General features: G+C 69.1%; 19 protein-coding genes. 5 read left to right on the plus strand and 14 right to left on the minus strand.

All coding sequences use genetic code 11. The features are described 5' to 3' along the window. Position 1 precedes the first annotated feature (1 nt). The 3 genes from BJY22_RS36560 to BJY22_RS36570 form a co-directional block, all read right to left on the minus strand. The gene (locus BJY22_RS36560; protein ID WP_167216231.1) at positions 2–1,174 is read right to left on the minus strand and encodes a Gfo/Idh/MocA family oxidoreductase; all 1,173 of its coding nucleotides are present in this window, start codon (positions 1,172–1,174) and stop codon (positions 2–4) included. Beyond that, positions 1,171–2,223 (minus strand): Gfo/Idh/MocA family protein, encoded by a 1,053-nt coding sequence (locus tag BJY22_RS36565; RefSeq protein ID WP_167216233.1) that lies wholly within the window; start codon positions 2,221–2,223, stop codon positions 1,171–1,173. The genes BJY22_RS36560 and BJY22_RS36565 overlap by 4 nt, the downstream gene beginning before the upstream one ends. A gap of 102 nt (positions 2,224–2,325) precedes the next feature. Beyond that, a complete protein-coding gene (locus BJY22_RS36570) occupies positions 2,326–3,279 on the minus strand; it encodes an aldo/keto reductase (protein ID WP_167216235.1) in 954 nt (317 codons plus the stop codon). Positions 3,280–3,404: 125 nt separating this feature from the next. Between BJY22_RS36570 and BJY22_RS36575 the strand changes: the two genes are divergently transcribed. From BJY22_RS36575 to BJY22_RS36585, 3 genes are all read left to right on the plus strand, one after another. Then, a complete protein-coding gene (locus tag BJY22_RS36575; protein ID WP_167216237.1) occupies positions 3,405–4,265 on the plus strand; it encodes a fumarylacetoacetate hydrolase family protein in 861 nt (286 codons plus the stop codon). Continuing rightward, positions 4,262–5,020, plus strand: coding sequence for an SDR family NAD(P)-dependent oxidoreductase (locus tag BJY22_RS36580; protein WP_167216239.1), 759 nt, complete (start codon positions 4,262–4,264; stop codon positions 5,018–5,020). The genes BJY22_RS36575 and BJY22_RS36580 overlap by 4 nt, the downstream gene beginning before the upstream one ends. A gap of 145 nt (positions 5,021–5,165) precedes the next feature. After that, positions 5,166–5,846, plus strand: a complete 681-nt coding sequence (locus BJY22_RS36585; RefSeq protein WP_167216241.1) for a FadR/GntR family transcriptional regulator — start codon at positions 5,166–5,168, stop codon at positions 5,844–5,846. Here BJY22_RS36585 and BJY22_RS36590 read toward each other — a convergent pair. From BJY22_RS36590 to BJY22_RS36630, 9 genes are read right to left on the minus strand one after another with little or no spacing between them, the layout of a single operon-like run. After that, positions 5,833–6,600 (minus strand): enoyl-CoA hydratase/isomerase family protein, encoded by a 768-nt coding sequence (locus tag BJY22_RS36590; protein ID WP_167216243.1) that lies wholly within the window; start codon positions 6,598–6,600, stop codon positions 5,833–5,835. The two genes, BJY22_RS36585 and BJY22_RS36590, sit on opposite strands and share 14 nt — an antisense overlap. Further along, entirely contained in the window at positions 6,593–7,645 is a 1,053-nt protein-coding gene (locus tag BJY22_RS36595; protein ID WP_167216245.1) for a type 2 periplasmic-binding domain-containing protein, read from the minus strand. The genes BJY22_RS36590 and BJY22_RS36595 overlap by 8 nt, the downstream gene beginning before the upstream one ends. Next, positions 7,645–8,853 (minus strand): CaiB/BaiF CoA transferase family protein, encoded by a 1,209-nt coding sequence (locus tag BJY22_RS36600; RefSeq protein WP_167216247.1) that lies wholly within the window; start codon positions 8,851–8,853, stop codon positions 7,645–7,647. Before BJY22_RS36600 ends, BJY22_RS36595 begins: the two co-directional genes overlap by 1 nt. After that, positions 8,850–9,980: a DUF4432 family protein gene (locus tag BJY22_RS36605; protein ID WP_167216249.1), complete on the minus strand. Its 1,131-nt coding sequence runs from the start codon at positions 9,978–9,980 to the stop codon at positions 8,850–8,852. Before BJY22_RS36605 ends, BJY22_RS36600 begins: the two co-directional genes overlap by 4 nt. After that, positions 9,977–10,714 carry an SDR family NAD(P)-dependent oxidoreductase gene (locus tag BJY22_RS36610; protein ID WP_167216251.1) on the minus strand — a complete coding sequence of 246 codons (738 nt, stop codon included), beginning with the start codon at positions 10,712–10,714 and terminating at the stop codon, positions 9,977–9,979. Before BJY22_RS36610 ends, BJY22_RS36605 begins: the two co-directional genes overlap by 4 nt. Continuing rightward, on the minus strand, positions 10,711–11,883 hold the full coding sequence (locus BJY22_RS36615) for a mandelate racemase/muconate lactonizing enzyme family protein (RefSeq protein ID WP_167216253.1): 1,173 nt from the start codon (positions 11,881–11,883) through the stop codon (positions 10,711–10,713). The genes BJY22_RS36610 and BJY22_RS36615 overlap by 4 nt, the downstream gene beginning before the upstream one ends. A gap of 4 nt (positions 11,884–11,887) precedes the next feature. Next, a complete protein-coding gene (locus BJY22_RS36620; protein WP_167216255.1) occupies positions 11,888–12,715 on the minus strand; it encodes a carbohydrate ABC transporter permease in 828 nt (275 codons plus the stop codon). Positions 12,716–12,718: 3 nt separating this feature from the next. Beyond that, positions 12,719–13,636 (minus strand): ABC transporter permease subunit, encoded by a 918-nt coding sequence (locus BJY22_RS36625; protein ID WP_167216257.1) that lies wholly within the window; start codon positions 13,634–13,636, stop codon positions 12,719–12,721. After that, on the minus strand, positions 13,633–14,943 hold the full coding sequence (locus BJY22_RS36630; RefSeq protein ID WP_167216259.1) for an ABC transporter substrate-binding protein: 1,311 nt from the start codon (positions 14,941–14,943) through the stop codon (positions 13,633–13,635). The genes BJY22_RS36625 and BJY22_RS36630 overlap by 4 nt, the downstream gene beginning before the upstream one ends. Positions 14,944–15,083: 140 nt before the next feature. On the opposite strand from BJY22_RS36630, the gene BJY22_RS36635 reads away from it, so the two are divergent. Beyond that, positions 15,084–15,836, plus strand: coding sequence for an FCD domain-containing protein (locus tag BJY22_RS36635; RefSeq protein ID WP_202891432.1), 753 nt, complete (start codon positions 15,084–15,086; stop codon positions 15,834–15,836). Positions 15,837–16,073: 237 nt separating this feature from the next. Next, positions 16,074–18,104, plus strand: a complete 2,031-nt coding sequence (locus BJY22_RS36640) for a right-handed parallel beta-helix repeat-containing protein (RefSeq protein WP_167216262.1) — start codon at positions 16,074–16,076, stop codon at positions 18,102–18,104. Between the two features lie 80 nt (positions 18,105–18,184). On the opposite strand, the gene BJY22_RS36645 is transcribed toward BJY22_RS36640, so the two are convergent. Both BJY22_RS36645 and BJY22_RS36650 read right to left on the minus strand, forming a co-directional pair. Beyond that, on the minus strand, positions 18,185–18,622 hold the full coding sequence (locus BJY22_RS36645; RefSeq protein ID WP_337759750.1) for a Fur family transcriptional regulator: 438 nt from the start codon (positions 18,620–18,622) through the stop codon (positions 18,185–18,187). Positions 18,623–18,658: 36 nt separating this feature from the next. Then, entirely contained in the window at positions 18,659–19,501 is an 843-nt protein-coding gene (locus BJY22_RS36650; protein ID WP_337759751.1) for an alpha/beta fold hydrolase, read from the minus strand. Positions 19,502–19,552 lie beyond the last annotated feature (51 nt).

The following is a 19,552-nucleotide window of genomic DNA, read 5'->3' on the forward strand; positions in this document are numbered from 1 at the left end:
GTCAGCCGGGCTGGAACGACTTGGCGAGTTCGTCCTTCGGCAGGTCTCCGTGGAGGGCGCGGTAGAACGGGTGTTCCGGGGTCAGGTCGGCGCGATCGATCGGCTTGCCGGTGATTGCCGAGGCGTACAGCGCGGTGACGAACTCCATCGTCGGCCTGGTGCCGGCCAGGGTCGTTTCGTGGGTCCGGCCGGCCAGCAGGTCGTCGACCAGGTGACCGAGCTGGGCGTCGTGGTTGCTCGGCAGGTCCTCGCCGGCCGACGCGGTCCACGGATCCGCACCGCCGGGTTCACCGTCAGCAGGATCATCTGCCGTTCGGACACCGGGATCGAGGCCGAGGCCGGCCGCCTTGGCCGCGTCCGGTACCGGATGGAACGTCCAATCCTGGTCCGAGTACCCGTAGACGTGATTGACCTCGAGCGTGCCGCCGGTGGTGTCGATCCGGATCCGGCTCAGTTCCCGCGGCGACAGCAGGCTGTTGATCACGGTCGCCACCGCGCCGCTCTCGAAGATCACCGACGCCGTCGACACGTCCTCGAACTCGACCGGACGGTCCAGTCGTACGGCGGTGGCGGTGATCGTCCGCCACGGTCCGAGCAGATGCAGCAGGAGGTCGATCTGGTGGATGCCGTGCCCGAGCGTCGGCCCGCCGCCCTCGCCGATCCACGTACCGCGCCACTCCGGGTCGAAGTAGCTCCGCGGCCGGAACCACAACGTCTCGCAGACCGCGACCAATGGACTGCCGAGCGCCCCGCGGCCGAGCAGGTCGGCGGCGCGCAGCGCCCCGGAGCCGTGCCGGTGCTGGAAGACCACGAAGACCGAGCCTGCGCTCTCCTGCTCGGCCTTCGCGACCGCGTCCATCTCGGCCAGGCTCAGCACCGGCGGCTTCTCCAGCAGCACCGACTTCCCGGCGGCCAGGATCTCGATCGCGATCTCGGCATGGCTGCCTGGCGGCGTCGTCACCGAGACCAGGTCCGGGTCCTCCGCCGCCAGCAGTTCCGTCACGTTCGCGTACGGCGTCGCGCCGTACTTCCCGGCCAGCGTCCGCGCCTTCTCCTCGACCACGTCGGCCGTCCCGACGAGCTCGGTCCGGCCGGTGTTCGCGTACGCCTCCGCGTGCCGGCGGCTGATGTTGCCGCAGCCGACGATCGCGACCCTCAGCGCACCGTCGGTCACCGGGCCGCCCCGCGGACGGCCGCGTTCTGCTGAGCCGTCAGCGCGAGCCGCATCGTCTCGAAGGTGTGCTCCTGCGGTGCGGCCGTGGTGGTCCGGTCCCGGACGTCGCGCACCAGATCCGCGTAGTAGGTCAGCCCGACCTGCGAGCAGTCGATGTAGTGCGTGCCCTCATGGTCGACCAGGAAGAGATGGTTGCCGCCGTCCCGGCCTTCCAGGTCGACGTACTTGCGCATCTCGATGTACCCGTCGGTGCCGAGAACCGTCAGCCGGCCGTCACCCCAGGTCGGCAGCCCGTCCGGGGTGTACCAGTCGACCCGGACGTAGCCCTGGGCGTTGTCGCTGCGCAGCAGGACCTCGCCGAAGTCCTGCAACCCGGGCTTGTCGGGGTTGGCGAAGTTCCCGACGGTGCTGCTCACCACCTCCGCGGTGCGCGAACCGGTGAACCACAGGAACTGGTCGATCTGGTGCGAGGCGATGTCGGTGATGATGCCGCCGTACCGGGCCTTGTCGTAGAACCAGTCCGGCCGGGCGTTGGCGCCGCCGAGGTGCCCGCGGTCACCGATCCGGTGCGGACCGACGCCGAGGGTCTGCACCACCGTGCCGATCCGGCCCTCGCGGACCAGTTCGCCGGCCTTGATCACGCACGGCACCTCGAACCGCTCCGAGAACGTCACGGACCAGAACCGCCCGGTCTCGGCGACCGCCTTCTCGATCTCCTCGAGCTGCGCGAGCGTGACGCAGCCCGGCTTGTCGGCCACCACGTCCTTGCCCGCGCGCAGGGCCGCGACGGCGATCGGCCCGCGCCGGTCCGGCACCGCGGCGGTCACGATCACGTCGATCCCGTCCCTGGCGATCAGCTCGTCGGGGTCCTCGACGACCGGGACGTCGGGATAGCGCTCGCGGACCTTCACCGCGACCGCGGCCGACGGGTCGTCGGTCGCCATCCCGACGAACTCCCCGCCGGCCTGCAGCAGGCCGGCGACCTGGCCGAAGATGTGCGCGTGGTCGAGACCGACGGCGGCGAACCGGATGGGTTGACTGGAGTTCAAGGGGGCGTTCCTCCCGAGTCGGTACCGAAAAGTGATCGATAACTTCTGCGCTGGTAGCTAACCTCAGCCATGTTTGTGCTGTCAAGGTTCGCCGGCCGCCGGTCAACTCAGTGGCGGCACGAGGTTCCGTTCGGTGAGGTGCTGCCAGAGCTCGGACGGGATCGGTGCTGCGAGGTGAGCCAGGTTCTGGCGGACCTGGTCGGGAGCAGCTGCGCCGGCGACCACCGAGACCACGCGCGGGTCGCGGAGCGGGTACTGGAGCGCGGCCGCGGGCAGGTCGACGCCGTACTCGCCGCAGATCTTGTCGAGCTCGAGCGCGCGAGCGAAGACCTCGTCAGGCACATCCCCGTAGTCGTACTTCGCATCGCGGCGTGGCGCTGACGCAAGAAGGCCACTGTTGAAGACCGCAGCCGCGACGATGCGCACGTCGTACGCATCGCAGGCCTCCAGCAGCTCCGGTACGACGCTCTGGTCCAGCAGCGTGTAGCGATTGGCCACCATCAGTACGTCGGCCAGCCCGGTCCGCGCCGTCGCCAGCAGAGCATCGACACCGAGCGAACCGGTGCCGATCGCGCCGACCACACCTTCAGCCCGCAGCTCCGCGAGTGCAGTCAACGCGGACTCGGTCGCGCCCGGCACACCGGACAGCTCCGGGTCGTGCACGTAGAGGATGTCGGCCCGGTCCAGACCGAGCCGCGCCAGCGAGTCCTCGACCGACGCACGGACGCCGGACGCCGAGTAGTCGAGCTCGCGCCGCAACCGCGCCGGGACGACGAAACCGGTCGCATCCGTCGCCGATCCGTCCCAGGACGGGTTCTCCCGGAGCAGGCGGCCGACCTTCGTCGAGACGACGTACTCGTCGCGGAGCTTGGTCGCGAGGAACCGTCCGAGGCGCTCCTCGGACAGGCCGAGTCCATAGTGCGGCGCGGTGTCGAAGTACCGGACGCCGGCGCTCCACGCCGCCTCCAGGATCGCCTCGGCCTCCGGCTCGGAGAACCGCCGGAACAGGTTGCCGAGCGGCGCACACCCGAGACCGAAGCGCGGTACGTCAATCACGTCTGCTCCCAGTGTTCTGAACTGTGGACAGCACGCTAGACATCATATGTTTCGCCTGTCAATGTGGACCAGAGTCGCTTTCAAGCCGTAGATAGCGGCTAAAGATACGATCTGGAGGTCATGCGATGAAGTTCGCCCGCTTGGGTCCGCTCGGCGCCGAGGTGCCGGTCGTCGTCACCGACGACGGCGTCCACAGTCTCGCCGGGATCACCGCGGAGCTCGACGGCCCGTTCTGGGAGTCCGACGGTCCGGCCCGTGTGGCGGCCGCGCTGGCCGCGGGTGAGCTGCCGATCGTGGAGGACGCGGACAGCCTGCGCATCGGGGCGCCGATCGGCCGGCCGGGCGCGATCGTGTGCATCGGCATGAACTACGCCGCGCACGCCGCCGAGTCGGGCGCCGAGCCGCCGTCGACCCCGGTCGTCTTCTTCAAGGCGCCGAACACGCTGGCCGGCCCGAACGACCCGGTGACGATCCCGCGCGGCAGCACGAAGACCGACTGGGAGGTCGAGCTCGGTGTCGTGATCGGCAAGCGGGCGTCGTACCTCGACTCGCCCGCGGAGAGCCTGGAGCATGTGGCCGGGTTCGTGGTGGCCAACGACCTGTCCGAGCGGGCCTTCCAGCTCGAGCAGTCGGGCGGGCAGTGGAGCAAGGGCAAGGTCGCCGCCGGTTTCAGCCCGGTCGGTCCGTGGCTGGTCACTCCCGACGAGGTCGAGCACCAGAAGCTCGGGCTGCGCAGCTTCGTCAACGGTGAACCGCGGCAGGACTCCAGTACCGCCGACCAGATCTTCGACGTGGCGACCGTGATCCACCACCTGAGCCAGTACATGGTGCTCGACGCGGGCGACCTGATCATGACGGGCACGCCGGAGGGCGTTGCGCTGTCCGGGCGGTTCTCGTACCTGCGGCCCGGCGACGTCGTCGAGGTCGAGATCGACGGCCTCGGCCGCCAGCGCCAGGAGTACGTCGCATTCGAGGCGAGCCGATGAGCGCCGGGGAGTTCGACGGTCTGGTCGCGATCGTCACCGGCGGCGGGTCCGGCATCGGCGCGGCCACCGCCCGCGAGCTCACGGCCCGCGGTGCGCGGGTCGCGGCGCTCGACCTCGAACCGTCCGGAGCGCCGGAGGGTGTGCTCGGACTCAAGGCGGACGTCACCGACGACGGCAGTGTGCGTACGGCGGTGCAGCAGACCGTCGAGGCGTTCGGGCGGATCGACGTGGTGGTCAACAACGCGGGCATCGGCGCCCAGGGCACGGTCGAGGACAACCCCGACGACCAGTGGCACCGGGTCTTCGACGTCAACGTCATGGGTGCGGTCCGGGTCAGCCGTGCCGCCCTGCCGTACCTGCGCAAGTCGCCGGCCGCCGCGATCGTCAACGTCGCCTCGGTGGCCGCGACGACCGGAATCCCGCAGCGAGCGCTCTACTCCACGACCAAGGGCGCGGTGCAGTCGCTGACCCTCGCGATGGCCGCCGACCACCTCCGCGAGGGCGTCCGGGTCAACTGCGTCAACCCCGGCACGGCGGCGACGCCCTGGGTCCAGCGGCTCCTCGACGCGGCGCCCGATCCCGCCGCGGAGCGGGCCGCGCTCGACGCGCGCCAGCCGCACGGGCGCTTGGTCTCGGCCGAGGAGGTGGCGCTCGCGATCGTCTACCTGGCAGGCCCGACGTCCGGCTCGACCACAGGCACAGCCCTCGCCGTCGACGGCGGAATGGCTACGCTGCGGTTGCGCCCGAAAGACTGAAGACACCCCTCGCTTCGCTCGGGGTGGGGTACATAGCAACCCTCGCCTCGCTCGGGTGGGGATTGCAAAGCCCTCGCTTCGCTCGGGGTGGGTAGGTAACAACCCTCGCCTCGCTCGGGTGGGGGTGGGGACTGAGAGGAGCCGGATGGCACTGACTGATGTCGCCATCGAGAAGATCAAGGCGATGATTCTCGACGGCCGGCTGAAGCCCGGTGAAAAGCTGCCGCGCGAGGCGGATCTCGCCGAGCAGCTGGGCATCTCGCGCAGCCCGCTGCGCGAGGCGGTCAGTGTGCTGTCGATGCTGCGCATTCTCGACGTACGACGAGGTGACGGCACCTATGTCACGAGCCTGACGCCCGATCTGCTCCTGGAGACGATGAGCTTCATCATCGACTTCCACCAGGACTCCAGCATCCTCGACCTGTTCGAGGTACGTCGGGCGCTCGAGCCGATGGCCGCGGAGAAGGCCGCCCTGCTGATGAGCGACGACGAAGCGGCGGAGCTGCTCGCGCTGACCGAGGCTGTCGACGCCGACAGCCCGGTCGGCGACGTGGTGGCGAACGACCTGGAGTTCCACCACCGGATCGCGACCGCCGCCGGCAACCCGGTCCTTTGCTCGTTCGTGGACAGCGTCGCGGGCCGCACGCAGCAGGCGCGGATCTGGCGCGGCGTCACGCAAGAGGACTCCTTCCAGCAGACCCAGCGCGAACACCGCGCGATCGCGCTGGCCATCGGCGACCGCCGGCCCAGCGTCGCCGCAGCCCTCTCCTTGTCCCACGTCGCCGGCATCGAGAACTGGATCCGGCGCAACCTCACGACCTCGTGAACCGCGGCTCGCGTTTCTCGGCGAAGGCGGCGCGGCCTTCCGCGGCGTCCTGGGTCGCGAAGCAGACCGTCTGCAGGTCGCGCTCGTACGCGACCGCCTGGTCCAGCGGCAGGTTCAGCGCCGCGGACACGTTCGCCTTCGCGGTCTCGACGGCGATCGGAGCACGGGACGCGATCGTCGCCGCGAGCTCCAGCGCACGCGGCAGCAACGCGTCCGGCTCGAGCACCTCGCTGACGAGCCCCCAGCCCAGCGCCTGTTGAGCGTCGATCGGGTCGCCGGTCATCAGCATCAGCGACGCGTTGCCGGGCCCGATGGTGTGGGTCAGCAACGCGGACATCCCACCACCGCCGATCCACCCGAGCTTCACCTCGGCGGCGGCGAAGCTCGCCGTGGTCGAGGCGAGCCGGATGTCGCAGATCAGAGCGGTCTCCAACCCACCGCCGAGCGCGAAACCGTTGACCGCGGCAACCACCGGCTTGCGCAGCACCTTGAGCGAGTCGCAGTAGTCCGCGCGATTCCGGAACGCCCACGGAGTCGGGTACTTGTCGAGCTCCCGGATATCGGAGCCCGCGCTGAACGCCCTCCCGGCCCCGGTCAGTACAACGGCGCGCACCTCGTCGGCGTCGTTGCAGTGCCGGGCCAGCTCGACGAGCGCGTCGGACATCTCCGCGGTGACCGCGTTCAGCTTCGCCGGGCGGTTCAGGGTGATGACAGCGACGTGTCCATGCTGCTCGAACAGCACCTCTTCACTCATGCTCGATCCCTTTCCACAACGCAGCGATCCGATCCAGTCCCACAGCGGCCGCGACCTCGCCGTACACGATCTCCCGGACCACCTCGCTCGCCGCGGTCTGGAACCCGATGTAGCCCGGGCACCGCGGCCGGACCCATGCCTCGGTGACGGTGCGGAGCGTGGCCCGGTAGAAGTCCGCCACCGGCGCGTTGACCTGGTCCGAGGTCCAAGCGCTCGAGCGCGCCGGCTGACCGGAGTACGCCGGAACGAACGACTCCTGCGCTGTTGCCGAGAGCAACCACCGGAGATGGTCGAGGAGCTCCGGCGTGACCTCGCATCGCCTGGTGATCGCGAGGCCTGTGCCGCCGAGCGTCGAGCCCGGACGGGAGCCGGGCCGCTCCGACGGCGCGTCGGTGAACGTCACCCGGCGTGCGTAGTTCACATAGCCGTAGACCAACGGACAGTGCGCCAAGGTGTCGTCCGAGACCATGTTCTCCAGCAACCCGATCGGGTCGAGCACCAACGAGTGCCGCGGCGCACGAGCCGTGAGGTCGGCCATGAGTTCCAGCGCCCGGTGCCCGGTCTCGGTCGCGTCGAACGTCGGCTCCTCACCCAGTGCGACACAGATCGACATGTACGTCAGCAGCGCGTGCGGACCCGCCAACGACAACGCCACCGGCGCCCGGTGCGACAGCGCGACCACCTCGGACCACAACCGAGGCGGCGTACCTACCCGGTCCGCCCGAGTCGCAGCGACCTGCGTCGCGGCATCGAGCGGAAGCGCCCACAGATGACCGTTCATCCGGTACGACGCCACGCTCGGCCCCACGAACTCGCCCGACAACAGCTCGTCGACCGGCTGGAGATGCCGTACCGCGTCGCCGAGATGCGGATGGTCGAGCACGATCAGGTCGTACCGCTCTGCCAACTGCTCGATCGGTGTGGACTCGAAGCCGCTCAGCGGCTGCACGTCCCAGGTCAGGTCGATCCCCCGGTGCACCGATGCCTCGACGAGCGCGTCCCGTCCGCGCGGATGGTCCCAGGTCAGCCCGCGGTACCGCGGCATCACGGCACCGGGTCCGGCAGCCTGGTCTCGGCGACGACACCCGTGTCCAGCAGGTCCGCGATCTCGTCTGCCCCGAACCCGGCCTCGGACAGCACCTCCCGGCTGTGCTCCCCGACCAGCGGCGCGCCACGGTCGACGGTCGCGGGCGTCTTCTCGAAGCTGTACGGGAAGCCGGGCGTCTTCACCCGGCCCTCGGTCGGATGGTCGTACTCCACGAACGTGCCGTTGTGGCGGATCTGCGGATCGTTCACGAGCTGCTCGTAGTCGTACACCGGCCCGCACCAGATCCCGGCCTCGGTCAGTGCCGTCAGCCACTCGTCCGTCGTACGCCGCAGCAGCCGCTCGGCGGTCAGCCGGAAGATCTGGTCGCGGTGCGTCCAGCCGTGCACCTCGGAATCCATGGCCAGGAACGCGTCCTCGCCGATCACCCGGCCGAGCGTCGGCAGGTCGGGCATCGCCAGCGCCAGGAAACCGTCCGCCGTCTTGAAGGTTCCGTACGGCGCCCTGATGTAGACGTGGGCGTGCGGCTCGGACCCCCGGCGTTGCGGGACGTTCCCGGCCGTGAAGACGGACAGCTCCTGCATCTGCAGGGTCGTGATCGCGTCGAGCATGTTCACCTTCACCAGCTGTCCTTCACCGGTGCGCTCGCGGTGCAGCAGCGCGGCGAGCACGGCCTCGAACGCGGTCGACGCGGTGACGGCGTCGACGAGGTACTGCCCGGCCGGCTGCGGCGGTTCACCGTGCCGCCCGGTCGACAGCATCGCGCCGGACTTTGCCTGCAGCAACAGGTCCTGGCCGGGCAGGTTGCGGTGCGGGCCGTCCTCGCCGTACCCGGACATCGAGACGTACACCAGCCGCGGGTTGATGGCCGACAGCGTCGCGTAGTCGACGCCGAGCCGTTCCGCCACGCCGGGCCGGTAGTTCTGCAGGAACACGTCGGCGGTCTCGACCAGGCGCAGCAGCACACGCTTGCCCTCGGCGGACTTGAGGTCGACGGCGAGCGAGCGCTTGTTGCGGTTGAGGGACAGGAAGGAGACGTTGATCGCGTTGCCCTTCGCACCACCGGCCGCTGCGTGCCGCTGCCACTCCCCTGTCACCGGCTCGACCTTGACGACGTCCGCGCCGAGATCGCCGAGACGCTGCGCGGCGAACGGCCCGGCCATCGCGATCGAGCAGTCGAGCACGCGGTACCCGTCGAGAATGCTCATGCGTTGTTCCCCTCAGGCTGGTCGGCCACGCGGCGGATCGCGTCCCGGGCGGCGGCGGTGGCCTCGGCGCCGTCCAGTACCCGGATCGTGGTGCGGTAGGTGCGGGACTCGCCGTGTTCGAGCCAGGTCATCGTGCCGTCCTCCCGGGCGGCGGCATCGCCCGTGACGTGATGCGTGGACGGTTCGAGGCCGACGGCGTACTGGCCGCTGCGGAGGTTCTGCCACTCGAAGAAGCAGGGCATCGTGGCCGCGTCCCAGCTCACCTCGACGCCGAGCGTGCTGTCGCCGCGGATGAGGGCGACCCGGTGCCGGCCGTCCTGGTCCGCGACCAGGCGGTGTTCGTACACCTGCTCGACGAACCCGGGCTGCGGATCCGGTTGGACGCGGTACGAAACACCCTGCTCGGCAACAGAGTCGCTGCGCCAGGTCGTCTCGGCGATCGGCGCTACGAACTCCGTCCCGGCGTCGATCACCGGCCAGCCGAAGTTCAGGTGGTACAGGAACATGTGCGGCGTTCGTTCGTACCCGAGGTTGTCGACCACGTCGTACAGCCGGAGCTCCAGTCCGTCGAAGTCCAGCTCGATCGTGCGGGTCAGCCGCAGGTGCTCGCCGAACGACGTCGCCTGCACGACCTCGCCGCGCACGCGCAACGTGCACCGGTCGCCGTCCCATACCTCACCGGCTTCGAGCAGCCGGCCCGGGATCGCGGTCAGCCGTCCGTGCAGCCCGTGCGACACGGTCTCTTTCGGTGGATAACGGTAGTGGCCGGCGTCGACCTCGTTGCCGAACAACGTGTGGTCGAGGCCGCCGGAGACCAGCAGTCCGTCGAGTGCCCGCAGCCAGGACAGACCGCCCTCGTCGTTGTGCTCGTGCAGCCCCGGATGGCGGAAGCCGTTGCCCGACCGCCAGCCGAACGGTACGCCGCGATAGCGCGCGGACCCCAGATCGAGCGCCCGGTCCACCAGCACCTCGACCTCGAGCCCGCCCGCGCTCCGCAACTGCACGGCGCGGACACCACGCTCGAGACCGTTGCTCAGCACAACTTCACGCACTCCGGCAACACTGGCCAGATCCCCGGTCCGCTCCCGCAACGCGGCGACGGACAGCTCGTCTCCGAACACGTTCACTCCATCACCCAGCCGCCGTCGACGTTGATCGTCTGACCGGTGACGAACGACGCGTCCGGCCCGGTCAGAAAGGACACCACCGAGGCGATCTCGGACGGTGTGCCGCGCCGCTTGATCGCCTGGTGGTCGAGGACGAACTCCGTGTACGCCGCGGGGTTCTCGTGGATCGTCTCTGCCTTCGTCGGGAACGCACCCGGCGACACCGCGTTCACCCGGATGCCGTCGGGGCCGAGCTCACGCGCGAGGGCCCGGGTCAACGCGACCGCGGCGCCTTTCGTGCTGACGTAGCTCGCCAGCTTCTCCCAGCCGCCGTGCCAGGTGATCGAGGCGACGTTGACGATCGATCCCGCTCGGCGGGCCCGCATCGAGCGGGCGGCGGCCTGTGCCGCGACGAAGTACGCCCGCTGGTTGACCGCCACCACGTCGTCGTACTCCTCGAGCGAGACGTCGAGAAACGGCGTGGCCGGATAGATCGCCGCGTTGTTCACCAGGACGTCGAGCGGACCGAGCGCCTCGGCCTCCTCGATCGTGCGTACCACGGCGGCGGTGTCGCGCAGGTCGATCGGCAGTGCGGCGTACGGACGGCCGGTCGCCTTCAGTTCGGCCTCGGACTCGGCGAGGCCGTCGCCGGGCAGGTCGAGCAGCGCGACGCCGTACCCGTCGTTCGCCAGCCGCAGCGCGATGGCCCGCCCGAGCGAACCGCCGGCTCCGGTCACCACCGCGGACCTCGTCATTTCGCCTCCTGGCGTCCGGTCCGGATCGCGGGCTTGCCGACCAGGCGGCGACCGGCCCGGTCCGGGCGTACGTGCGGTCCGGCGTCGTCGTCCCAGCTGCCTGCCTCGCCGAGCCGCGCGATCACGTCCTCGTCGAGCGTGTACCCGAGCCCGGGTGCCTCGCCGAGCACCAGGTGACCGTCGACGAGCTCCTGGTCCGCGCTGATCCCGACCGGCATCGCGAGGTCCTGGACCTCGATCGACAGATGGTTGGGTACGACGGCCGCGGCATGACCGAGCGGGTTGGCGTCGTACCCGACCGGGGAGACCGGCAGGTCGAACGCGTGCGCCAGAGCGGACACCCGGAGGAAGTGCGTGATGCCCCAGACGCTGCCGGTCTGGACGATGTCGACGGCGTTCGCGGCGAGCAGAGGCCGGAACTGCTCGAGCCCGGTGAGGTTCTCGCCGGTCGCGACCGCGGCCTTCACCGAGCGCGTGACCAGGGCGAGCCCGTCGACGTCCCAGCGCCGTACCGGCTCCTCGACCCACGCCAGGTCGGCGTGCTCCTCGATCCGCCGGATGTGCCGGACCGCCTCCTTGCGCGACCACGACTCGTTCGCGTCGAGCATGAGCGCCGGGGCGTGCCCGGTCTCGTCGCGGTACAGCTCGCTCAGCAGGTCGAGCCGGCGCAGATCCGCGGCGACGTCGAGCCCGCCCTTGAGCTTCACCGCCTGCAGACCGCGCTCCGCGAACTGCTTGTGCAGTCTCGTCAGCTCCTCGTCCGTCAACGGCCCGTCGAGTCCTGACGCGTACGCCGGTACGACGTGGTCGCGGGCGCCGAGGAGCCGCCACAACGGCTGCTCGGCCGCCTTCGCCTTCAGGTCCCACAGCGCCATGTCGAGCGCGCCGATGGCACCGAAGACCGCACCGGAGTGACCGCGTTTGAAGACCCAGGCGAGCATCCGGTCGTACAACGCCACGACGGCGCGCGGATCCTGGCCGTCCAGGGCCGGGAAGAGTGTGTCGACCCCCTCGTGCGAGCCGAGCCCGATCCCCTCGAGGCCGGTGTCGGTGGTCAGTACGACGACCGGGACCGAGGTCTTGCCGGACCCGACCGCTCCGTTGGCGTCACCGATCGGTCTGCCCCAGTCGTGCACCGTCGTGACGGTGCGATATCCCGTGATGCGCATCTGACTATCCCTTGGTCGAGCCGGCGGTGACGCCGTCGGTGATCTGGCGCTGGAAGAACAGGTAGATCGCGATCACCGGCAGGGCTGCGACCAGCACCCCGCCGGCGAACAGCGGGATGTTGTCGGAGTACTGGCCGCGCAACGCGGTCACCCCGACCATCAGGGTGCGATGCTGCTCGGACTGCATGACGAGCAGCGAGATGAGGACGTCGTTCCAGCAGAACAACGCGTTCAGGATGCCGACCGACAGCAGTGCCGGCCGTCCGAGCGGCAGCATGATCCGCCGGTACACGCCGAGCGTCGTACTGCCGTCCACCCGCGCGGCCTCGACGATCTCGCCCGGGATCCGCGAGTAGAAACTCGTCATCAGGAAGATCGTGAACGGCAGGAACTGGCCGGTGTAGGCGAGGATCAGGCCCACGTGCGTGTCGAGCAGGTGGATCTGCCCGAGCACCCGGAAGAACGGCACCATGATCACCTGGAACGGGATCATCAACGCGCCCAGACAGACGAGGAACAACCACTTCCGGCCGCGGAACGTCAACTGGCTGAACGCGTACCCGGCCATCGACCCGAGCAGCAGCAACAGCGCGACCGCGCCCCCGGTGACCACGATCGAGTTGAAGGTGTAGCGGCCCAGACCGGACGAGGTCCAGGCGTCGGCGATGTTCGCGGCTGTCAGGTGATCAGCCAGCGAGAACCGGTCCAGCACGTACTCGCGCCGCGACTTCATCGCGACGTTCAGCGTGAACACCATCGGGTAGATGGTGGCCAGCGCCAGCAGGCACATCGGGACGGCGACCACCCAGCGGCCGATGCCACGCTCGCGCATCGCTCACACCTCCTTGGTGGCGCGCTTGATCAGCCGGATCTGCGCGAGCCCGACCAGCAGCATCACGACGAACAGCACCATCGAGGCCGCCGACGCCAGCGCGGGGCTGTTCATCTGCCCCTGTGTGACCCAGATGTAGAACTCCGGCAGGTACGTCGCACCGCCCGGGCCGCCCGCGGTCATCACGTACACCAGGCCGAACATCCCGGTCAGCATGCCGATCATCGTGGTGACGAAGACGAACTGGATAGTCCGGCTGAGCTCCGGGACCACCACGTGCCACACAGTCTGCGGCAGCGTCGCGCCGTCGCACCGCGCCGCGTCGAGCAACGACTGGTCCAGTGTGGAGAACCCAGCCATGAAGATCACCAGCGCCATCCCGAACGTCGCCCAGATGTGCACGCCGATCACCGAGAAGATCGCGATGTTCGAGTTGCCCAGCCAGTCGACCGGCGCGACGCCGGCCTTGCCGAGCAACTGGTTCAGCGGGCCGTCGAAGGACAGCAGGATGTTGAAGATGGCGCCGATGATCACCGGTGACAGCACCACCGGGAAGAAGTACACACTGCGGTAGAACCGGTGCCCGGGGACCTTCAGGAACAGGAACGTCGCGAGGATCCCCGGTACGGCGACCGCCACCGGCAGCGCCAGGAACAGCAGGCCGACGTTCTTCACCGCGGTCCGGAACACCGGGTCCTCCGCGAGCGTCCGGTAGTTGGCCAGGCCAACGAACATCCCGTTGCGCTCGCCGTCCCCGGTGAGCGAGTACTGCGCACCGAGGATCAGCGGGACGATGCGCAGTCCGACGATGATCAGCAGTGCCGGTGTCACCAGGACCAGCGCGGCCACCTTGTGCTCGCTGACGTGCCACCGGCGAGTGGCCGTCGTACGGCGTGCTGCTGGAACGACTTGTGCGGTCACTTGTCCGACGCCGCCAGCTGGGTCAGGACCTGGTCGACGGTCACGTCACCGCTGATCAGTTGCTGGGACAGCCGGTGCATGAGGTCGAGGGTCTTCGCGGACAGGGCGGTGTGCAGCAGCGGCTTGCTGTCGGGCAGCCAGGACACGATGTCGGCGGCGGCCTCGACGTCGACCGACTTGGTGTCGACGGTCTTGTCCGCCGCGATCGCACCGGCCTTGTCGAAGAACAGCTTCTCCGCGTCGGTGCTCGCCAGGCTCTTCACCAGGTCGACCGCGAGCGCCGGGTCCTTGGTCCACTTCATCACGCCGTACCCGATGCCGCCCTCCGCGGGCAGGAAGGTCGAGGTGACCGCCGGGTTCGACACCGGCGGCTTGTAGACGCCGAGGTCCGGGCCGAGGAACTCGTCGAAGGACTTCCAGTGCGCGGTGTCCGAGATCAGGCCGATCACGTTGCCGCCCTTGCCGCCGGAGAACATCGTGAACTGGTCGTTGAACATGGCGGTCGAGTTGACGCCCTTGTTGTACCAGCCCTCGTCGTTGGTCTGCTTCCAGAGATCGAAGATCTGCTTGACCTCCGGCGACTTCCAGTCCCGCTTGCCGGTCAGCCAGGCGTCGTACTGCGCCGTCGTGAACGCGCCGGGGCCGAAGCCGGACAGGAAGAACTCGATGCCGAGGCCCTCCTTGTTGCCGAGGTTGAAGCAGGCGTTGCCGGACTTCTTGATCGCGGCGCAGGTGGTTCGCAGCTCGGCCAGGGTCGCCGGCGGCTTCTCCGGGTCGAGCCCGGCCTTCTTGTAGACGGCCTTGTTGTAGTAGAAGGGGAAGCCCTGCAGCGTGACCGGCACGGCGTACGTCGCGCTGTCCTTCGTGAAGGCGTCCCAACCGACCAGCCGGTCCTTCAGGTCACCGACCTTGTCGTCCAGCGGCAGCAGCGACGTGGCCCGGTCGCGCATCTGCGCGCCACCGTTGAACATCGAGATGTCGGGGCCCTTGCCGGCCTGGATCGCCGTACCGAGCAGTGTGTAGTACTGGTCGTACGGCTGGGCGACGAACTCGACCTGGACACCCGGGTGCTTGGCCTCGAAGTCCGCCTTGGCCTTCGCGTAGTAGTCCTTCGTGGTCGCGTCACCGGAATGCCAGTCCCAGACGACGAGCTTGCCGGTTCCCGCGCTGCCGCCGCTGCCGGCCTGAGTCTGCGGTGCGGCCGCGCCACAGGCGGCGGACACGAGGGCCAGCGCCGGAACGAGAGCGGCCGCGAACCAGCCGCCCCGTCGCCTGCTGATCCTCCGGGTGCGTGAGGTGGTCGCCATGGTGGCGCCCTCCTTCCTCTTCGAGTTCGTGGAGCCCGCGGCTCGGTTTGATGTTAGTTGTCTGTTGTCTGTTGTCAAGAGTTTGTTGACTGCTGAATGATGAGTCAGAATCGGGTACGGATCGGCTTGGGAGGCACAACGTGGCGTCAGACCCCGGACAGGCAACCGTGCGACTCGCACCGGCGGCGGAAGTGCGACGCCCGGCGCGACTGGCCGACCTCGTGGTCGAGTCGATCGTCGACGGGGTGGTGTCCGGCGCGATCCCGCCGAACGCCGCGCTACCGCCGGAATCCGCACTGTCCGAGCAGTTCCAGGTCAGCCGGATCACCGTGCGCGAGGCGGTGAAGCTCCTGGAGGCCAAGGGCCTGGTCGAGGTCCGGCGAGGCGTCGGCGCGGTGGTGAAGGACGACTCCAGCTGGAACCTGCTGGACTCCGACGTGCTCGCGGCCGCGGTCCGCAACGACGCGAACCTGACCATCCTCGACGAGCTGGTCGGCGTCCGCGTCGCCCTCGAGTCCAGCCTGGCCGGCCAGGCGGCCGAGCAGGCCACCGACGACGACCTGGCGGCGATCGAGGCGGTCTTCCACCGGCTCGAGGCCGACACGTCGCGGCCGGAGATCTTCATCCAGACCGACGTCGAGTTCCACGACCGCATCATGGCCGCGTCCGGGAACCGGCTGGCCCGCTCGATCGTGAGCACCGTCCACAGCCAGGCCCGCACCAGCATGCGCTACCAGGGCCACCCCAGCGTCGAGGACGTCCGCACCACGAACGCGGAACACCGCATCGTCCTCGATCGGATCCTCGCCCGCGACGCCGCCGGCGCCGCGACGGCGATGACCAACCACATCCGCTCCGCCTGGCACCGCCGCCGCCCACTCCCGCCGAGCTGACACCCCACCCCGGCCGCCGCCGCATCTCGTGGGTCCACCCACCAGATGCTGGGTTGGCGTCCGGGATCCCGGACGCCAACCCAGCATCTCGGACGTCAGCCCACGCGACGCGGGTGGTGGGACTGGCTGTCTTCGGACGGGTGGTCTCGGTGATCGAGATCACTGATTGACGCATCAGAGGGTCACTTCTAGATTGCCGCTGACAGATGACAGACAACAGACGACATAGGAGTCAGCATGACCCGACCTCGTCCGCCCCGAGGGATCACCGGCGCCTGCGCGCTCGCCCTCGGCGCCGCCGCCCTGTTCTCCCCCGCCCTGTTCTCCTCCGCCTCCGCCGCCCCATCCCCGGCCGACGTCATCCTGGTCGCCCCGGACGGCACGGCCGACCTACCGGAAGACCTGCACGCCGACCAGGTCGTACGCACCCTGGACGCCGCCCAGGCACTGGCCCGCACCAAGAACGCGACCGCCGATGTCCGCATCCTGCTCGCGGGCGGCACCTACGAACTGAAGGACCCACTGCGCTTCGACTCCCGCGACGGCGGCCGCAACGGTCACACCGTCACCTGGGAGAGCGTGCCCGGACAACGCGCCGTCCTGTCGGGCGGATCCAAGGTCACCAACTGGACCCTCTCCGACCCGGCGAAGAACATTTGGTCCGCCGACGTCCCGGTCGGCACCCGGTCCCGGCAGTTGTACGTCGACGGCAAGCTCGCCGATCGCACCCAGCTGCTGCTGGCCGAGTCGAAGAAGACCCGCGGCCACCTCGTCTTCACCCAGCGCGGTCTCACCGTCAACGACCCGGCTCTCGCCGAACGCATCGCCGGTCTGTCCAACCCCGGCGACCTCGAGATCGAGGAAATGGGGTCGTTCACGGACCGCTACTCCCCCGTCCGTTCGGTCGACGGCAACACCCTGGTGATGGAGCAGCCGGCCTGGGACAACAACAACTTCGGGTACGACACCCTCAAGTCGCCGTACAACCGCGGCGCGATGTACCTGAACAACGCGTACGAGCTGATCTCCGGCCCGAACCAGTGGTACCTCGACTCGGCCAAGGGCAAGGTCTTCTACCGTCCCGCCGAAGGACAGTCGATGACCGCAGCCGACGTACGGCTGCCGCGGCTGGAGTCGCTCGTCCAGATCAGCGGCAGCTACCCCGACCCGGTGCGGAACCTTGCCTTCCGCAACCTCACCTTCGCGCACACCACCTGGAACTCCCCGAGCGGTCCCCAGGGGTACGTCGACCAGCAGAGCGGCGCGCACATCGTCGGGAAGTACGCGAAACCGGCGGACTTCCTGACCAGCTGCCAGGACGGCTGCCCCGAGTTCGAGAAGACCCGCAACGAGTGGCACCAGATCCCGGCCGCCGTGCAGGTGTCGGCCGCCGAACGCGTGACCTTCGACGGCAACCGCTTCGAACAGCTCGGCTCCGTCGGCCTCGGCCTCGGCATGGACCCGAACGCGCACGCCTCCGGCACCGGGTACGGCGCCGGCGAGATCGATGTCCTCGGCAACAGCTTCACCGAGAGCGCCGCGTCGGCGATCGTGGTCGGCGGCGTGCAGCCCGACGCGCACCATCCCCGTGACCCGCGGATGACGAACCACGACGTACGCATCGTGGACAACACGATCAGCGGCGTCTCGCAGAGCTACCGCGACAACGCCGGCATCCTGTCGACGTACGTCACCCGCGCGACCATCACCCACAACACCCTCACCGACCTGCCGTACGACGGCGTCGACATCGGCTGGGGATGGGGCATCAACGACCCGGGCGGCAACTTGTACTACCTCGAGGCCGGGCTCTACAACTACCAGCCGGTCTACAAGACGCCGACGACGTTCCGGGAGAACTACGTCGCCTACAACCTGATCCACGACACCAAGCAGGCCATGCACGACGGGGGCAGCATCTACACCCTGTCGTCGAGCCCGGGCACCGTGATCGAACGCAACTACGTCTACGACAGCCGGGTGACGTTCGGCGCCCTGATCGACCAGGGCACGAGGTACGTCGTGATGCGCAACAACGTGTTCCTCGGCAGCAGCCGCTGGGTCTACATCAACTCCGACGCCGGCAACCCGGACACGTTCAACACCAAGGACAACCTGGTCACCGGCAACTGGTGGGACGTCGGACCGGCCCGCAACCCCGAAGGCCCCGGCTACAACAACCAGGTGGTGGACAACGTGCAGATCACCGACGGGGTCTTCCCACCGGAAGCCCAGCGCGTCATGAAGGAGGCCGGCGCCCGGCGCTGACCCCCTGGCCCCGATTGAACTGCGTACAGGAAACCGGGACCTCGGACATCTGACCAGGTGTCCGAGGTCCCCAGGATGTGTCAGAGCTCCGCCGCGGGGGCGCAGGTCGCGCAGACGCCTGCCAGTTCGAGGGTGTGCTCGACGTCTGTGAAGCCGGAGTCATCGGCGACACGATCGGCCCAGGTTTCGACGACCTCGGCGTCTACCGGTCGGCTGAGACCGCAGCAACGGCAGATCAGATAGTGCCGATGCTCGGCGGTCGGTCGTTGCCGGTAGTAGCGTCCGCCGGCGTCGTCGCGTACGACGTCGACCAACTCGGCGCGTTCGAGATCGTGCAGCGCCCGGTACACCGTGGTCAGCCCGATGGCCTCACCCGCCGACACCAGCAACTGGTGCAACTCCCGCGCCGACACGAAGTTTGAGCAGCCGCCCAGCGCACCGAGGATCGCCGCGCGCTGACGCGTCCGGCGTACTCCGATGTCGCCAGCGGTCAACCGCCGCGGCCCTCTCGAACCCACCTCACCAACTCTAAATGAACATGGTTTCCATGTCCATCACAGGGTGGCGAGCCAGCCTTCCACCAGGCGAACGAAGGGCCGGGGCCGGTCGCGGTGGAGGAAGTGGCCGGCGCCGTTCCAGACGACGACGCGTGATCGCGGCGGGAGGGCGCAGCTCAGGTCCCAGTCGGCCATCGGCGCGCCGGGGCGGATGCACAGGACCGGCTGGGTCAGCCGGGCCAGCACCTTCGCGGCGGCGGGACGTGCCCCGAACGCGTCAGGGTCGGTGTACATGCCGGCATAGCTGACTGCCAGGACGTGGCCCGGCGTACGCAACAGTTGCTCGCGTACGTCGTCCGCGAGGTGGCCCAACTGGCGTACGGCGGCCGCGGCGCCGTCCCGCCGGAGATCCGCCAGTCGCCGGCCGAACGTCGCCGCCTCGGCGTCGTCCGCACCGTACGCCGGATCTATTACCACCAGCGCGCGGACCAACTCCGGGTGGTCCAGCGCGAGCCGCACCACGACCTGACCGCCCATGGAGTGGCCCACGGCAACCACCGGCTGGAGCCCGGTCGCCGTGATCAGCGCGGCGAGGTCAGCGGCGTAGTCGGCGGGACGGTAGCCGTCGTCGGGGACCGGCGAGCGTCCGTGACCGCGCAGGTCGACGGTCACGACCCGCCGGGCGCCGAATCGCACGGGATCCCAGGAATGCCCGTCCCCACCCCAGCCATGCACCAGAAGCAGTACGTTCCCCGCACCGGCTGTAGCTACTGCACCACCGGCTGCCGCACCATCCGCACCACCAACTACTGCACCACCGGCTGGGGCGGGGGCTGGGGTTTCGGGGCCGGTTTTGGTGTGGTGGAGGGTTTCGACATCCGGCGGCATGGATGGCAGCATAGTTAACGTTTTCTATCCGGTGCTACGGCGGAAAGTTTCGACTCGGGAGGT

Origin of the sequence: Kribbella shirazensis (assembly GCF_011761605.1) — a bacterium.
GTDB lineage: Bacteria > Actinomycetota > Actinomycetes > Propionibacteriales > Kribbellaceae > Kribbella > Kribbella shirazensis.

Coding starts and splice junctions, on each gene's coding strand:
- BJY22_RS36575 (WP_167216237.1), top strand. CDS start 3,405: ATGAAGTTCGCCCGCTTGGGTCCGCTCGGCGCCGAGGTGCCGGTCGTC.
- BJY22_RS36580 (WP_167216239.1), top strand. CDS start 4,262: ATGAGCGCCGGGGAGTTCGACGGTCTGGTCGCGATCGTCACCGGCGGC.
- BJY22_RS36585 (WP_167216241.1), top strand. CDS start 5,166: ATGGCACTGACTGATGTCGCCATCGAGAAGATCAAGGCGATGATTCTC.
- BJY22_RS36590 (WP_167216243.1), bottom strand. CDS start 6,600: ATGAGTGAAGAGGTGCTGTTCGAGCAGCATGGACACGTCGCTGTCATC.
- BJY22_RS36595 (WP_167216245.1), bottom strand. CDS start 7,645: ATGCCGCGGTACCGCGGGCTGACCTGGGACCATCCGCGCGGACGGGAC.
- BJY22_RS36600 (WP_167216247.1), bottom strand. CDS start 8,853: ATGAGCATTCTCGACGGGTACCGCGTGCTCGACTGCTCGATCGCGATG.
- BJY22_RS36610 (WP_167216251.1), bottom strand. CDS start 10,714: ATGACGAGGTCCGCGGTGGTGACCGGAGCCGGCGGTTCGCTCGGGCGG.
- BJY22_RS36615 (WP_167216253.1), bottom strand. CDS start 11,883: ATGCGCATCACGGGATATCGCACCGTCACGACGGTGCACGACTGGGGC.
- BJY22_RS36620 (WP_167216255.1), bottom strand. CDS start 12,715: ATGCGCGAGCGTGGCATCGGCCGCTGGGTGGTCGCCGTCCCGATGTGC.
- BJY22_RS36630 (WP_167216259.1), bottom strand. CDS start 14,943: ATGGCGACCACCTCACGCACCCGGAGGATCAGCAGGCGACGGGGCGGC.
- BJY22_RS36640 (WP_167216262.1), top strand. CDS start 16,074: ATGACCCGACCTCGTCCGCCCCGAGGGATCACCGGCGCCTGCGCGCTC.
- BJY22_RS36650 (WP_337759751.1), bottom strand. CDS start 19,501: ATGCTGCCATCCATGCCGCCGGATGTCGAAACCCTCCACCACACCAAA.